The organism is Marinobacterium aestuariivivens (assembly GCF_042661465.1).
In the GTDB taxonomy this organism is placed as follows: domain Bacteria; phylum Pseudomonadota; class Gammaproteobacteria; order Pseudomonadales; family Balneatricaceae; genus Marinobacterium_A; species Marinobacterium_A aestuariivivens.
In genome coordinates, this window is the sequence record NZ_JBHSWE010000001.1 from 5064204 (window position 1) to 5080083 (window position 15880).

The window sequence follows — 15880 nt, forward strand, 5'->3', positions numbered from 1 at the left end:
GGTTCTGTCAGGGTGTTGCGGCGGCAACTGTTACAGCAGCGGCAATCGGCGGCGCTTCAGGGGCAGATTGGGGTTTCCAATCACGCACGTCAATTTTTCCTGTAACGACTGAAGAAATTAACGCCCTTCTCTTCTCTTCCAAAAGGGTGATTGCCGACTCGCTCTTTCTGGTGGCTTTCTCGTATTTACTTTCAATACTTTGCAAATAACGGATCAGTTTTCTTTGCTCTTCAATGGGGGAGATTATTATTTTTAAATTCCCGATAACTTCGGAGTTCAACCCTGAAAGTATCGCGCCACGACGCTCACGCGATATTTGCTCTTGGATGTAGAAAGAGTTATGTAGCAAAAATGACAAAAGCTCTGGATTTAAAACATTGTTATTTAATCTTATCCTTATTGTATCAGAATCAATAATTCCTTTTATTTTAAGATCTCGAATAATTCTGGCTTTTCCAAGGCTACCCTTCCGCGTTATAACTATATCCCCGTTATGGAGATGATAGTTTTCCAATTGCTGGTATCGTTTTTCAGATATCCATCGGCTGCCTTTAGAGAAGTCGCCTGATATCGTATTCTCTTGACCATACACTTTATAGCCAGTCACTTCGTAGTCTAGATCTTTTAGCATCCCCCCAAATGGCCCCATTTGAATGCCAGTATGGTCAAAGGTGCAATGCTTTAAGGGTATTAGATCCCAATGCTCAGGCACTTCCCCCAACCACTCCACACCTGAATCTTTCATCGGCGCATTAGGGTTGAGGCCCTTGGTGACGGCATGACTGATCACCGCCTGACGCTTCTCTTTCAGCAGCTTGATCAGTTGCTGCTGCATATCGATCAGCGTGTCGATCTTGGCGGTTTCGTAATCGAGGAAGTTAGCGATTTTAGTCTGTTCCTCTTTAGGTGGAACGGGATATTCAATTTCATTAAATTCCTCAGTTGGTAATCGCCAGCGCCCAAGGTGAGCACTACCTTGTCCCAAATGGTAGAAAAGCTTTTGTTTGTACCCCATTTGGAGAAGGTATAAATAGTATTTTTTTCGAAAGCTATTTCATCTTTTATAGTGAAAACACGATAGTCAGGACTTGTGACACCAAGGTGCTTTGAGATATCAACAAAGCCAGTTAAAAGGTCCATGTGATTCATTGCAAAATCACCCACCTCAACCAATTGATATTTTGAGTAGTCCATTGAAAGCTGACCTTCGCCAGTCTCAATATCTTTGACTCGTATACCCTTCTGTGTGATTGATAAAACATCGAAACCAATAGTGCCTGCTATTCTTTTTTTAATATCGAATATCAGCTTAAGGCGATACAAACTCCAATGACTTGGAATAGAACCTAGCCACTCAATATGTGAGGATTTATAGTCTTGGTAGTCTAGATACTTCCTCATTACGAATGGACCTCACTTAGAAGCGCCATAATCTCAGCACTCACCTTATCCAAATCCGCATCAATCTCCTCCAGACTCCTCGGCGGCTGGTACACATAAAAATGCCGATTAAACGGAATCTCGTAACCGACTATACCGATCTCTCCGTCCTTGTCGTCACGCTTGTTGGCGTCGATCCAGGCGTCGGGAACATGGGGTACCACTTCGCGTTCGAAATACTCCTCGATCAGCGTCGCCACCCGTTTAGACGGGTCCAGCGGTACGTTCTCGTTATCACGCAGGTCGCCATCGGACTGGTATTCGACTACAGCGGGCTTGCCGTTGATGATGGTCTCGAACGCGCCGTATTTGGGTTGTGCCTCTTCCTTCAGCACCTTCTTGATGATCCGTTCGGCCTCGGGGTTCTTCCAACTGATGGCGTCCAGAAGCTGTTTTTTCTGTTTGGCATCCAGCTTGATGCCAGTGGCCTTCAACGCCTTTTTCAGCTCGTCTTCGAATCGGTTGAAGTCATCGCACTGGCCCGTAACGATGGCGCCCTCGCACATCTGCTGCACCAGTTGGCAGCGCAGCGCTTTGGCGTCATCGAGGAGAGCTTTCTGCTCGCGCCAGAGTTTGGGGCCGAGCAGGTCTTTGACCTGTTTCTCTTTCAACTCGGGGAAGTTGGCTTTCATCTCCACACGGATTTCTTTCTCCATCGCCGTGAGATCGCCATAGCTTGGGTCTGAGGCATGGTCGTTCCACTGATAGCCGAACTGCTCCCAGATCCACTGCATGGGGGCATTGAACGGTTTGGGCGCAAAACGCAGCGCGGCCAGACGCTCGTCATCCATCTGTACCGACAGGCGCAGGGGGCGCTCGATGGTGAGGCGGCGGTAGCCAAAATCGGTGGTGCTGAAGATCTTGGTCAGCGGCTGCCCATTGGTTGGATCAATTGCGCTGGCCTCATCGAAGGCACCGAATTCACGGGTGATGGTGCGGATATCGTGCTCGGTGAGGTATTTGCGCTTGGAACCCAGCGACTTGCGCATCTTGCTGCCAAGGTTCACCGCATTGATCAACTGTACTTTGCCCTTGCGCTCGGCGGGCTTTTTGTTCGAGAGCACCCAGACATAGGTGGCGATGCCTGTGTTGTAAAACATATCTGTGGGCAGCGCGACGATCGCTTCCAGCAGATCCGCTTCCAAGATGTAGCGACGGATCTCACTCTCGCCGCTGCCAGCGCCGCCTGTAAACAGCGGCGAACCATTAAGGATGATGCCGATACGGCCACCGCCTTCGATAACATCCGCCTGATTCGGGGTGCGGTCACGTAGCTTACTGATCAGGTGCATCAGGAACAGCAGAGAACCATCGGAAACACGGGGCAGGCCTGGGCCAAAGCGTCCATCGAAGCCTTTGATAGCGTGCTCGTCCTTGATCTCCTTCTCGACCTTCTTCCAATCCACACCAAACGGAGGATTGGAGAGCATGTAGTCGAACTTGTCGGCGTAGAGCTGATCGTTGGAGAGGGTGTTGCCGAGCTTGATGTTGTTGACCTCCTGCCCCTTGATCAGCATGTCCGCTTTGCAGATAGCATAGGACTCGGGATTCAGCTCCTGGCCAAACGCCCGAATCACCGCGTTGCTGTTCATCTGCAGCACATACTCCATACCGCTGGAGAGGAATCCGCCCGTGCCTGCCGTCGGATCGTAGATGGTGCGGATAATGCCCTCCTTGGTCAGGGCCTCGTCGTCTTCCATGAACACCAGTGACGTTGTCAGTCGCACGATGTCACGGGGCGTGAAGTGCTCACCTGCAGTATCGTTGGAGCTTTCGGCAAAACGGCGAATCAGTTCTTCGAACACCAGTCCCATTTCATGGTTTGAGATCCGCTGGGGACTGAGATCGGTATTGGCAAACTTCTGCACGACCTTGAACAGCAGGTTGGCATCGCTCAGGAGCCCCACGAACTCATCGAAGTGGAAGTACTCGAAGATCTCCCGTGCATCTTTCGAGAAACACCGAACGTAGTTCTCCAGGTTGTCCTTGATGCCCGACTCGCCCAATTTCGACAGGGACATCGGCGAGGTATTGAAAAAGCTCTGGCTCGTCGCCCTGAGAATTAGCTTCTCGGCGGCGTCTTCAGGCAGACTCATACCTTTGACTCGCTCATGTTCCGACAGAACCGCTTGCTTGTCTGCTTCCAGCGCGCACTCGAGGCGTCGTAGCAGCGTGAACGGCAGGATGACCCGTCCATACTGACTTTGCCTGAAATCCCCACGAAGAAGGTCGGCAACCGACCAGATGAACGCTGCCGTTTGCGAGAAGTTTTCCATTGATGCTTATGCCTTGTCCATGTCGGCAGGAGGATGTTGCGATGATGCGGTCCCTGCCTGATTCTGTTTGAAAATCAGTGTACTACATCAGCCCCGCTCGAAGGCAGAGAATGACGCCTCAACAGCATGATGCGGGCGCCCTGGCAGCAGTGATTCCGCCTGCCTGTGGCACCTGAGCCTCTTGGATGGCTTTCAGCGTTCTACCTGCCTGGTCCGACCATTCGATACGTCCATTGGCTGAGCGTCCCAGAATGATGCACGCTGCTTGTGACGGCGATGAGAAGCTGTAGTCTTGGGTAAACTTCAATGTGCCGTCGACATCTCCGATGACGCCAGCGGCTCTCAACTTTGCCCTGATCTGTGTGATTGTAACGGGGATAGAGGCCACCTCTGTTGGGCTGACATCGCTGCCTTCAAAGACCGTGAAGCCCTGGGACGACTCTGTCCCCGAGCCCTGTATCCCTTTGTTCGGTGCGCTGAGATACAGCCTGGATGCCGCCGAGACCCTCTTCACGGGCGGTTGCTCGAACGCGTGAATCCCCAGTACAGGTAGAATGCCGAGAATGTATTCGAGAAAGACCTCCATATCGGCCTGATCGGCCTCAGCCAGTGTCGGCCTTGAGGGTGTCTGAATGTTGTCCAGCGCCATCCGCTTGGCATCTTTGGCAATCTCGATCAGGCGATGCTCCAGGTACTGGACATGCGCCTTGTTCGGTTGCCCCGCTGACGATACAAAGAAGACTGCTCGAGTCCAAAAATCCTTCTTGGCGAAATGACTCTCCAGACGCGGCAGTACGGGGTCGCCTTCACCGATATAAAGCATATCGCTATCACCCACCTCTTCAGGCCCCAGAAGCAGATAGACGCCTGTTTGCTGAAACTCGTCCCTTTTCTTGACTTGAGGCAGGTGCGAACGCGGGAACAGCGGCGCTTTACCCACCCAGTTGGAGCATTCAACGAGGCGTAGCCCATCGGGATCACCATCGGCAACGAATATTCGGATTGAGAACGGAGATTGGGGCATAACACAGATCCTTGTTGTCTGCAGCGATCACGATTTAGTCGGAATTCCACTAAGGCTCCGTCTGTCACTGTTCTGGTATCGTCTTTTCATTCTGAACTATAACTATTTAGATAAACATATCCATGTTTTTTAAAGCGTTCTCAGCATGGTTTGAAATACGCAAATTAAAACCATAGTTATGATTTAAGACATCGTCTTGAGTAAGCTCATCAGCTATAACCCTAAGGGTAACAAGCTTAACGGAATTTTCATTTAACATCGGTATTGGAGCGGTCTTATATGTTGTTTTCATGCACGCAGTCTGTATTTGTGGTGGATTTTTAAGGTACTTTGATAGATTTTGTTGTAGCTGATCGAAATTATTGTATAGCTCTAACCAAACTAAGTGCTCATAGATCTGATTGCCGCTTATAAGCGGACAAATATTATCTTCAAGATAAAGCGACAAGATTCTTTCATCTACAACAGGAACATCCCCTAAATGTGACCCTACAAACATCCTGCCACTATTAGCAACGAAGCTTATAATTTTATATTCTCGCTCGTTATGATACTCCCAACTCATTATACTAAATACTTCACACAGATTGTTCTTTATGAAGTGAGCCTTTCTTTCCACTTGATCAAATGCTTTCAGCAACGTCTCCTTAGAGCGAAATTTGGAAATTGGGGAGTCTGATGTAACTATTGATTTAGCCTCTCCTACCAAAATCAAATCGCCGATACGTGCTATACAGTCTATTTCTTCTTGGCCACTCTTTACCTTTATTGTTTTGTTAGTGGCTGTTTCATAATCCGTTATTAGTTTGTTGTTTATAATGCTTTCGTTTATGCTTTGTAATATTGTATTTTCATAGATCTCTCCTTTGTCTTGCAAGTCTATATAAAGACTAACCATCCAATGTTCTACAACACGTTCAATAACTGGTGTGATTAATGCGCTTGTTAGTAATATGTATTCTGTTTTGGAGATGGATAGTATAGGATGGCACCAAATATCTTTTTTATCTTTAGTATCAAACTCAATAAAGTCTAATATTTTGATAATTTTTGCAAAGTTGTACCCCGTCGCCTCTTTTAATCCTTGTCGCAACTCAACCTTATTGACAGAAGGACAAAATGACTTGAGCTTGTTTGTAGTAAAAACCTCGTTATTTTCAGGGTAGCTTTCAGAGAGTTGGTATGAAAAAATCATGAGGCATCTAAATACATTAAGTGCCTCCTTAATTGAAAACCCTTTTGGTCTAAGATTTGTTATGATGTCGAACGGATAATGATCCCTCAGAGCTTGTTCGCTCGCCCTCCAATGAGTGTTCGATATTTGTACTTCGTGACTGAGTTTTTCTAAATTTATTTTTTTGATCTTTTTTAGTCTTTTATTCTTTTTTTGGAATATAGCTGTGTCACTTTTCGTTAGGTTATGAAGGTCGCCTTGTAAAATTATTGCAACTGATTGGCTTCCAAGCCTTTGTTTTCGAATACTGCTAGCAAGGTAACCTATTTCAAAGTCTGTCGGCTTTTGTATTATATAATATAATTTTTCATCCTGTTCTGACTCCAGTAATTCATAGTCACCCCATAACATAGCATGCCAATAACTTTCGTATATCCCGTATAACTGAGAGAGGTGTACTTCTCTAGAAATGAATTCGATAAGACTTATTGGTTCTCGTCCAGGAAGGATGTTAATTTCTTTGTTTTTCCGATCTTTACAAAAATATATTGCTTTTTCTATTAGATCAACACATCCGTCGGCTACTTCTTGAAGTGTCATTTCAGATTTGTTTGAATTATTATCTATGGTTACGCTAAAAATATTCTTATTATCATAACTTCCTCTCTTTTTTTCAAGTATAAATCTATCTCGGTTTGACATAGCAAAATAATATTTCATTAGTTCTTCATTGCTGGTTTTAGGCGCATTTTCTTTATATAGCCTCGCCAGCTCATCTCTTATCGATCCTAACGCATCAAATATTATTAATCCCGCTTTATAAAGATTTTTGCATTCCTCCGACTTCGACTCAGAGTTCTCCCAGAATTTAGTCCATTCTGATAACTTAAATCCTTTTTGAGTGGGCTGCTTCACTTTCCCTTTTTGAACAAGCTCTTTAAAACTTCTTTTCATTGGTTTTTAATGCCTATATGATTTATACGTGCAAATGTCGATCAATAGCAAGCACTGATACTCTACGTACGTTATTATGTTTTCGGCTATCGACGTGGGCGATTCAGCGAGAACCCTGCGAGTGCACGGTCTATGAAGTCGCCTCTACTCGGCTTGCGATTGCCATACGGCGTGGTGTCGGCTCTAGTTGAAAGCTCACGCATTAGCTCCTCCCTCGCCGTGGCTGCATAACTCGGTAGTCTTGGATGATAGAGCCATTCAAGGTTGGTTCGGTCACTGAAAATGTACTCATCGAGACGTTCTTTGAACGGCTGCTGACTTCGCTGCTTTTTGTTATAGAAGAGCTTCAATGTCTCTGTCAGATCAACCCGCAGCACACCTACACGTTCACCCTCAAGACCCTCAAGATTTCCGACTTCAATTTCATACTTTCTTTCTGGGTGATGGAACCCGATGATCAGAGGCACGCCGTGCACTAGTCCAAGGACATCGCCCTTCAGAGACTTCCAAGTGGCTTCAAGCTTGACGTCTTCCAGCACTGCGTCGGACGCCAATGTGACGGTCACATCCTTCGACAACCTGCCACCACTGATCGGATGCAACTCTTTCACAGTGTATACAAAGTCAGGCAGCGCTAGATCCAGTTGCTGCTTCTCGGCGAAAAGCTGCTTTGCCATCTGGGTGACGGAAACGTAGAAAGAGAACTTGCAGTCCTGTTTGGTCTCTTCCGATGTTCCCCGAGTGGCGTGAGCAAAGTGCCATTCATTGACATCGCCCTGGCGAGCAGTCAACGGCGTATCACAGGAGGGACAAATGCATTTGCACTTGCGTCCTCTTTCCACGTCGTGGACGTCAACGTACTCCTTTGTCTCGATGTGGAGCGCGAAGGGTACCTTGTTCATCGATGCCTCCTGCTTGACGCTATCCCAATGTCCTGTCGGCATACCATAGCTCGGTCGCTGTCCTTTCAACCTTCACGCGTTATTAAACCGTATTGATCCCGAAAATTACCGCAGCAGTTGGAGGCTCGGCGTAACCCTGCCTGAGAGCAGGCTCTGTCGCTTTACGGAACCGTTCGAATTCGATCGGTTGCTGTTTGAGCTTGCTGAGCAAGTCGCGATACCGCACGAGCTGTTTGTTCCCCATGCGCTTTAATCGCTCCGTCCTCAATGGCTGCAGCAGTGCCTGGAACGCATCAGCGAGACTCTCCAACAATCTGAAGTTACCTGTGTCGGGTGGATCGTCTAACAGACTACCAGGTACCCCTGGCAGCAGCACTTTGATCGAGTGATAGTAGTCGATCTTCTGCTGATCCTGCTCTTTCGCCGAGACTTGGAGCATATGGTTTACATATTGCGCCAGCACCTCAAGGACAGCGAGGCGGTTTCGACTGAGATTGATACCTGGATTGTCCCGTAGTCGCTCAACCAGTCGTTCCATTTGAGCCACGCTTGATTGAGTCGGTTTAAGGTCTCGGGTGTCTGGCCCTAGGTGTCCTTTCAGAAAGGCGACAATCTCATCGAGTTGAGCGGTCATTTTCTCCTCGTCCTCACTGATGAGGAGCCACCGTGCAGGCTGTTGATCTGTACCGCCCTGGCAAACAAACACCCACTGTGCGTCGTCTCTTGTTTCGACCAGGCTGACGCGTGACACCACCATCCCTGTCGCGGCTTTCATTTTATCTACCAGATGTTCTGGGATCAGGGCGCCCTCACCTGCAAACAGTGATCTCACCGCGTGGAACGCATCGCCAGATCCTGCCGAAATCTCGTCCAGTCTGTTACGTGCCAGCTTCTCGATGAGGTCTTGGCTAGTTGCCTCGGTCATCGACTCTAGATCGTCAGCACAATACTCGTCGGGCACTTCGAAGTTGGAACCTATCAGCCGTTTGGCATCTTGCAATCGGGTGATGAATTTCTGGTCGCGTTTAAGACGAAAGGCGTCAGCATCAAGTGGCCAATGCACCTCCGCTTTGCTGTGCGGCGAGTCCAACCGTTCGATACGGCCAATCCGCTGTTCGGCGATGCGAATGACAGAGGGACGATCCAGCATGATGAGACAGGAAGCAGACTGAAGGTTAACGCCCTCCGCCATCACGTTGGAACAGAGGGCGATATGAGCGCCCTCTTTGCCCTTAAGACCCATGATGTCACAGATCTCCGCCTTGCTTTTGGCGGTACTGCCGATTGCCAAGTGTACCTTGTGGCGTGGCTTCATCTTGCTCAGGAGACTACGAATCACTCGGAGTGCGGTAATTCGCTCCTCGAAGACCAGTAGTTTCTCGTGCCTGTGAGCGGCTTGCAGAATCTGTTGTGCTTTGGCTCGCTCTCGCGCAAGACTGAGCTGCTGTGTGAGACCCACAATCGCTTCGTAGAGTTTGATCTCGTTTTCGACTGTCTGTGCATAGACCTCTGGCGCTGTAAGGAATGATGGGAGCAGGTCGGGAGCCACCGCAGGCTCTGGCATTCTGCGGCAGTTTCGGCGGATTTTTTCGATCAATCCGACGTGGTCTGCGTTGTGGTCCAGGGATTCAAGTCGTGCCGCATTGCAGGCGGCATCGTGCCCTTGAATCACTTCCATCAGCACATATTTCGAAGCTCTCAACGCATGCATGACGGTATACGCCGCGAGGAAGCGCGCTGCATCCACGCGCCAGGTGACATAACGTTGCAGCGCTTCCCGATCGCTACCCAGATCAAAATCATCTTTGATGGGCTTGATGAGGTAGTTGATACCTGCAAGCTGGCTGGCGAGCTCGGCGATCTCCCTTGCGATCTGGCAATCAGCATCTGGCTCGTTGAGCGAATACACCAGGTTACTGATTTCAGGGTAGCTACAGTTCTGGTCTAGGGCGTTTTTATACGCATCTGGTTGCGCGGCGATATAGGACTTGAGTTGGCTGATGGTTCGACGCACGGTGAACTGCCTGATCTCGGCCGCCAGCTTGGCAGTCACTTTCGGGTCGAGCTGAGAGATCCGTTTGCGTCCTCCTAGATAGCCTTCAAGCTGCTTCAGCGTGTGATCATGCAGGTTATCCGCCCCCAGCAGATTGACGATGACAAGCAAATCACGGGCAGAACGATTGATAGGCGTCGCGGTGAAGAGCAACAGATCGCTAGCGACGCTCTCCAGCAGCGCCTGAGAACGATTTGACTTCAGGTTGTGATAGTTATGGGCCTCATCGACGAGAAGGATATCCCCCTGGGCCAGTATGCGCTCAATCCGCAGAGCGTCCTTCGATTTGCGCCCCAGCATACCGCTTGACCCAACTCGCACATTGGGCCCTGGCCGATCCACTTCTGCTACCCAGTTGTCGATGACGCTGGGCGGACAGACAATGCCACACATACTGCTGAGACGACCCATAGCGCGAGCACGTGCCGCAATCGCTTGGATCAGAAATGCCCCCATGCGCGTCTTGCCCGATCCCGTCGCATCGGCGATCAACACCGCACCCGTGTTATCCAGGATATAGAGCGCCTGTGCGATACCGTCCCTCTGACTAGGCCAGAGCCTTCCGCTCTCATGTTCCATGCTCAGCAGCAGATCAACCCACTCGCCCGACAATAACTCGTTACAGGCGCGCGCCAAGGCTTCTTGCCAGGTGACGACTTGCATCAGCTTCTCAATCAGGTCGGCAAGCCATTCATTGCAACACTCACCCGTTTCCCAGATGGCTTCGGCAAGATCCCATGTTTCCTGATGACGTTTTTTGTCCTTCGTACGATTGAAAACGACGTTGCCTTCGATCTGGTGATGGAGACCCGCGGCTGTATAGTTCGATGAACCAAGCAAAGTGTTGTCATCAGCACAGTAGAGCTTGGCATGCACGCCACGCTGGCCTCGAGCTGGCATTCGTACTTCTACATCATGAGCACGAAGTCTTCTAACCGCGATCTCGATTAATGGACATTGTTCAATGGACAGGCCCTTCTTGAGCCAGTAGTCACGCATTTCGTCGGGCACGGTACGGGTTTTCCGTTCGCGACTGACCGACTGGGGTTCGTTGCCGAAGTAAATCCGAACCTGTTGTTGATCAGGAAATGTCCTGGCAATCAGGTCGATGACTTTGTCGAGGCTCGCATAGCCAGAGACCAACAACAGGTGGCGAGACTGGTTGAACCAGCCCTTGATAGAGGCGAAGACTGTATGGTGTGTACGGTTTGTGGGAAACCGATCTTGGTCAGGCCACGCCATCGACTCATTCCCTGCTCGTGCTATACCCGTCGGGCAACATCCTGTCCCTGCTCAGCGCGAACTGCCCCTCAACGAGCAGTCATAGCCCGTGGTTGAATAGTTATCCCTTATTTGAATGCCGTCTTCAATCACCGACAGTCAATATATGGGTGATTTCTCGCGATTGTGCAACGATCAAGCAGAAAACGTAGCTTAAAATTCCGAAATTACCGTTTTTTCTACAGGTCTGAGATATGAGCTTGCGGACAGTGGCCGAACCCTCGACGGGGGCTTTTGGTGGATTCGCGACTCGCCTGAACGCTATACTGTATAGATATACAGTTTTATTAGGATTTTCTATGGTCGCCGTACTTCTAGGCCGATTTGGTGAGCCTCAAACACTCAAGATCCCTCTCTTCATGGAACGGGTGGCGGCAGGGTTTCCGTCACCAGCACAGGACTACATCGAGTGTAGCCTGGACCTCAATGAGCTATGCATCAAGCGTCCTGCCGCTACTTTCTTCGTTCGCGCAGAGGGCGAGTCAATGGTTGAGGCGGGAATCTTCTCGGGAGACATCTTGATCGTTGACCGCTCGCTCAACCCAGTGCACGGCGATATCGTCATCGCGAGTGTAGACGGCGAGTTCACGGTGAAACGGCTTTCTCTGCGGCCCTCACTGCGCTTGGAGGCCTCCAATACCTTGTATTCCCCCATCGAATTAAGCGATGAGTCCGAGCTCGAGATTTTCGGCGTCGTCACCAACGTCATTCACTCTCTGAGGTAGCCGATGATGACGCGTGTGTTTGCGCTGGTGGACTGCAACAATTTCTACGCCTCCTGCGAGCGGCTGTTTCGGCCAGACCTCAAGGCGAAGCCGATCGTCGTCCTGTCCAACAATGACGGTTGCGTCGTTGCTCGCTCCGCTGAAGCGAAAGCGCTTGGCATCAAGATGGGCGTGCCGTTCTTCCAGATTCAGGAGCTGGTACGAGTGCATGGTATCCAGGTGTTTTCATCAAACTACGCGCTCTATGGTGACATGTCCGCCCGCGTCATGAGTCTTCTGGAACAGATGGCGCTCAGGGTCGAGGTCTACTCAATCGATGAAGCCTTCCTGGATCTCAGTGGAGTGTCGGCCTGTATTGAGTTTGAGGCTTTCGGTCAACAGGTACGGTCCGAGGTACAGAAATGTACGGGTATCCATGTATGCGTCGGGATCGCGCCGACAAAGACCTTGGCTAAGCTCGCAAACCATGCGGCTAAACGCTATCCGAAAACGGGCGGCGTCGTGGATCTGACGGATCACGAACGACAGCGGAGACTGCTCGCGATCACGCCCGTCGACGAAGTTTGGGGCGTCGGGCGGCGGTTAGCTCCTCGCCTGAATGCCGTAGGGATTCGCACAGCTCTTGACCTGGCTGACGCGAATCCGAAAGGTCTTCGACAACAGTTCAGTGTCGTGCTCGAGCGGACCATTCGGGAGCTCAACGGTATTTCGTGTCTGGAGCTCGACGCCGTGCCTGCGTCAAAGCAACAGATCGTCTGTAGCCGTTCGTTCGGCGAGCGCGTCACTGACTATGACAACATGCATGCAGCGATCTGCAAGTACGTTGAACGCGCATGCGAAAAGCTCCGAGCCCAGCGATCGACCGCCAAGATGCTCAACGTTTTCGTTCGGACCAACCCCTTCAATGCCAACGAGCCGTATTACGCGAACAGCGCTAACATTGGGCTGCCAGAACCTTCCAGCGACACACGTGAATTCATAGAGGCGGCTGTTAGAGGATTACGGTCGATCTGGAAGCCTGGGTACCGCTACATGAAGGCGGGCGTGATGCTGAGCGACTTCTACGAGCCTGGCAACTTTCAGCCGTCCCTGTTTGAAGCGACTGCCCGTCAGCCAACTTCCGAGGCGCTGATGGCGACTTTGGATCAGATCAACCGAAGCGGTTTGGGCCAAGTTCGGTTCGGCGGGCAGAGCCGAGCGAACAACTGGACGATGAAGCGACAGCGGTTATCGCCCAGTTACACAACGCGTTGGCACCACCTACCTATCGTGCATCTTAAGTAAAAACCAGGGTGTGGAGATTTATAAAAAAGTGCTGGCGTTCAACTATATCTCATAGATTCGTGCATCGCGTATGCTAATATAAAATATTCGATATGGCTGTGCTTTACATTAATAATATGAGCGCCAGATGGGAATCCTGTCTCTTGGCGCTCATTCTTGCTTTTTCTTCAGTCCAAAGAACTTAAATACGATATTGCGTTTTCGGATTTCCACTCTTTTGCTATCGCTAGAGCAGTCCGCCCCAAGCTATCAGTCGCTTCGATGCAAGCTCCATGACTAACAAGGAGCTCTAAAGTGGATACATCATCAAGCTCAGCAGCAAGCATCAAAGGTGTAAACTTTTTCAGCTGTCCAATCTCGTATTGAATATTGGGGTTTGCTCCAAACTTCAATAGCTCCTTTAAAATATTTTTAAAAGACTCAATCGAAGTATGCTCCAAAAAGCGTCGAATGCAAAATTCAATGAAGGATTCTCCTATGAACCTCTGTACATCATGATCCGCTTCCTTCCGGCCTTCCTGGGAGTTCGCGAACATCAAACCGTTACCAAAACGTCGCGCAGCCTCAATATTTTCGATACTCGGTGTTTGGTTATAATATTTATCCTTAAGTTTGTAAGGATGGCGAACTAAATCTAGAAGGCTAATGCATTCTACTAACGGAGATGTGCCTTCGACTCCAGATATCTTGTTGACGTCTGCTCCAAGTTCAATAACCTTCTTGACGACTTTATATCGCCCCGTGTTCACGGCACACTTTAGCGGAGATAAGCGCCTTTTAACGGTAAGTGTGTTCAAGGTCTCAGCCTTGTGCGGATAACTTGCAATTGCATTAAAACAAGCATCCGACATTGAATTACTACCACCAAACGGGTCCATCTCATTAATAGCACATAAAATGGCAGAGTCCTCTGAAGAAGACAGTTCATCAACACTCGCGCCTGCGTTCAACAATGCCTCTACTTTTGCTACATCATTAAATTCTGAGAAAAATACCAATTGTGGCCATCGTTTACCTTCTATAATAATATATTTATTAGGTTTTGTAAGATTGAGTTCTCTCTCAATCTGGTCCATAGAAAGAAATATAGGTCCAAAGGAGGCTTTGAATTTTGTGGGCATCGTCTTGAACGAGGGAAGGCGTTTTTCCTCAGGAAATCGCAAATTAAATCCATGCACCCAGTTTTTAATTTCCCAGTCCTCAATTATATCATTATTTGAACGACTCTTTTTATTTACTAAATCGGTATCAGAACGATAACTTGGGGCTTGTACAAAGCCAAACGAAATCAACTGATTTTTGATGGCTTTCATCCAAGGACGATCGCCTAAGTAAGCAGCAAGACAAAGTGCATCTGTCAAGATAACCTTCTGATTCTCGCCAGCACGATATAACGATTTAGTGACTGCTTCTTTATAAAAGGCTGCGCCCTTTTCAAGCTCCCCTTTAAGAACGCTGAAACGACCATCAAGCCAGTCAATATAGTACGTGGTGGTATTATCCCGATCAATCTCCGATGCCATCTGGCGTACAGCAGCCAATTGTTTTTCAAGTACACCTTCATCAATTACAATATCTTTATTGTATAACTGGTGATGGATGAGGATATTGAGATCTTTGTAGTCCTCAAGTCCAAGGCTGTTTTCGTACACGGCGATTGATAAGGCGGCACCTACATCAAACCCTGTTGGATCTTTCAGATGAAAACTGACAGGCCTGATGATATCAACTGTCTTGACCTCTCTAGAAACACGTTTACACCGCTCGACAGAAACGGCAGTAAGAAGCAGCATACAGTAGTGGGAATGATGCTCCTTTTTGTCTGCCTCAGACTCATGATAGGGCCAATTATTGACAAGTTCTGTAGTAAAATTATAGATGCCAGGCGCATCGGGAAGCGCCGCATTCGGCTCTTCGCTTCCGCGCGTCCATCGCTTAAACTTGTCTTTAGTATCTTTGTCTAATTTTTTGAATGCCTCCGTGTATTCTGGAACACACTTGGAGAAAACCGTATCCAGCGTTGCGACAGCAGATGAGCCGCCGTTAAAAACTAGTTCGCAAATTACTGGACTGTCGAACTCTTTGGTGAGATAAGTTACGCAAAAAGCAGCCCAAGCGCCGTAGTAGTTATCTATCAGTAAATCAAGAGCCTTCGCTCTCGACATGCCTTCAAGTGGAATATTTACGACAAGATTTGTATAGTGATTCAAGAGGTTATGCAGGCAGTCAAGCACGATATTGGAAAAGTGATGCCCCAAATACCTATTAAGTTGATTCTGAATATCTTCCAGATAGCGTCGCTCTAGCTTGTAGTTAAAGTCACCCTGAGCGAATCGATCAAGCTCTTTGTCTGGCTTTGAAAGACCCAACATTTTGTAAACGCATCGAATAATTTCGCCTTTCGTTGGGTACGCTGTCTGAAATTTAGAGTCGATGTTAGACATTATTACTTTCCCTGTCTGTTATAGCGCGATACTTCGCTTTTCAGGTTGTACAAGCTTCGACGATCGCTCGGTGTCTTTGGCAAGGTGACGTTACCACCGCGAGGTGACACTAGGCGATTATGCTTTGTAAGGCGTATAAATTGCCACCCTGAGCGCACCATGTGACGAACAAACTTATCAATATCTTTGTTGTTTGAATACTTAGGCATCATCAACGTCCTTCGCAACCCAAAAAGGGGTCGACACTTGGTGGGTTGCTGTTCATTACAGGCTGTTCTTGGAGGCAGCTTTTTGAGCACGGGACGGAAAACTACGCTTTAATA

The 15880-nt window shown here is 48.8% G+C and carries 9 protein-coding genes and 1 pseudogene; 2 read left to right on the plus strand and 8 right to left on the minus strand.

All coding sequences use genetic code 11. The features are described from left to right. Positions 1-7: 7 nt before the first annotated feature. The 7 genes and pseudogenes from ACFQDL_RS26515 to ACFQDL_RS26545 all read right to left on the minus strand — a co-directional run bounded on the left by ACFQDL_RS26515 (position 8) and on the right by ACFQDL_RS26545 (position 11065). Entirely contained in the window at positions 8-835 is an 828-nt protein-coding gene (locus ACFQDL_RS26515; RefSeq protein ID WP_379913371.1) for a restriction endonuclease subunit S, read from the minus strand. Positions 836-859: 24 nt separating this feature from the next. Next, a pseudogene (locus ACFQDL_RS26520) lies at positions 860-1027 on the minus strand (restriction endonuclease subunit S); the annotation flags it as partial. Between the two features lie 373 nt (positions 1028-1400). Further along, a complete protein-coding gene (locus ACFQDL_RS26525) occupies positions 1401-3716 on the minus strand; it encodes a type I restriction-modification system subunit M (protein ID WP_379911617.1) in 2316 nt (771 codons plus the stop codon). Between the two features lie 118 nt (positions 3717-3834). Continuing rightward, positions 3835-4740, minus strand: a complete 906-nt coding sequence (locus tag ACFQDL_RS26530; RefSeq protein ID WP_379911618.1) for a GIY-YIG nuclease family protein — start codon at positions 4738-4740, stop codon at positions 3835-3837. A 106-nt stretch (positions 4741-4846) separates the two neighbouring features. Continuing rightward, positions 4847-6868: a hypothetical protein gene (locus tag ACFQDL_RS26535; protein ID WP_379911619.1), complete on the minus strand. Its 2022-nt coding sequence runs from the start codon at positions 6866-6868 to the stop codon at positions 4847-4849. Positions 6869-6954: 86 nt separating this feature from the next. Beyond that, positions 6955-7770, minus strand: a complete 816-nt coding sequence (locus ACFQDL_RS26540; RefSeq protein ID WP_379911620.1) for a competence protein CoiA family protein — start codon at positions 7768-7770, stop codon at positions 6955-6957. Positions 7771-7852: 82 nt separating this feature from the next. Next, entirely contained in the window at positions 7853-11065 is a 3213-nt protein-coding gene (locus tag ACFQDL_RS26545) for an SNF2-related protein (protein WP_379911621.1), read from the minus strand. 338 nt (positions 11066-11403) lie between these two features. Between ACFQDL_RS26545 and umuD the strand changes: the two genes are divergently transcribed. Both umuD and umuC read left to right on the plus strand, forming a co-directional pair. Next, entirely contained in the window at positions 11404-11829 is a 426-nt protein-coding gene (gene umuD, locus ACFQDL_RS26550; RefSeq protein ID WP_379911622.1) for a translesion error-prone DNA polymerase V autoproteolytic subunit, read from the plus strand. 3 nt (positions 11830-11832) lie between these two features. After that, complete coding sequence (gene umuC / locus ACFQDL_RS26555) at positions 11833-13113, plus strand: translesion error-prone DNA polymerase V subunit UmuC (protein WP_465263996.1); 1281 nt, start codon at positions 11833-11835, stop codon at positions 13111-13113. A 167-nt stretch (positions 13114-13280) separates the two neighbouring features. On the opposite strand, the gene ACFQDL_RS26560 is transcribed toward umuC, so the two are convergent. Then, entirely contained in the window at positions 13281-15557 is a 2277-nt protein-coding gene (locus tag ACFQDL_RS26560) for an ankyrin repeat domain-containing protein (RefSeq protein WP_379911623.1), read from the minus strand. Positions 15558-15880: the final 323 nt, after the last annotated feature.

Bases quoted from the DNA above. Each gene is read 5' to 3' on its own strand.
- umuD (WP_379911622.1), top strand. From the start codon at position 11,404: ATGGTCGCCGTACTTCTAGGCCGATTTGGTGAGCCTCAAACACTCAAG.
- umuC (WP_465263996.1), top strand. From the start codon at position 11,833: ATGATGACGCGTGTGTTTGCGCTGGTGGACTGCAACAATTTCTACGCC.
- ACFQDL_RS26560 (WP_379911623.1), bottom strand. From the start codon at position 15,557: ATGTCTAACATCGACTCTAAATTTCAGACAGCGTACCCAACGAAAGGC.
- ACFQDL_RS26535 (WP_379911619.1), bottom strand. From the start codon at position 6,868: ATGAAAAGAAGTTTTAAAGAGCTTGTTCAAAAAGGGAAAGTGAAGCAG.
- ACFQDL_RS26525 (WP_379911617.1), bottom strand. From the start codon at position 3,716: ATGGAAAACTTCTCGCAAACGGCAGCGTTCATCTGGTCGGTTGCCGAC.
- ACFQDL_RS26545 (WP_379911621.1), bottom strand. From the start codon at position 11,065: ATGGCGTGGCCTGACCAAGATCGGTTTCCCACAAACCGTACACACCAT.
- ACFQDL_RS26515 (WP_379913371.1), bottom strand. From the start codon at position 835: ATGCAGCAGCAACTGATCAAGCTGCTGAAAGAGAAGCGTCAGGCGGTG.
- ACFQDL_RS26530 (WP_379911618.1), bottom strand. From the start codon at position 4,740: ATGCCCCAATCTCCGTTCTCAATCCGAATATTCGTTGCCGATGGTGAT.
- ACFQDL_RS26540 (WP_379911620.1), bottom strand. From the start codon at position 7,770: ATGAACAAGGTACCCTTCGCGCTCCACATCGAGACAAAGGAGTACGTT.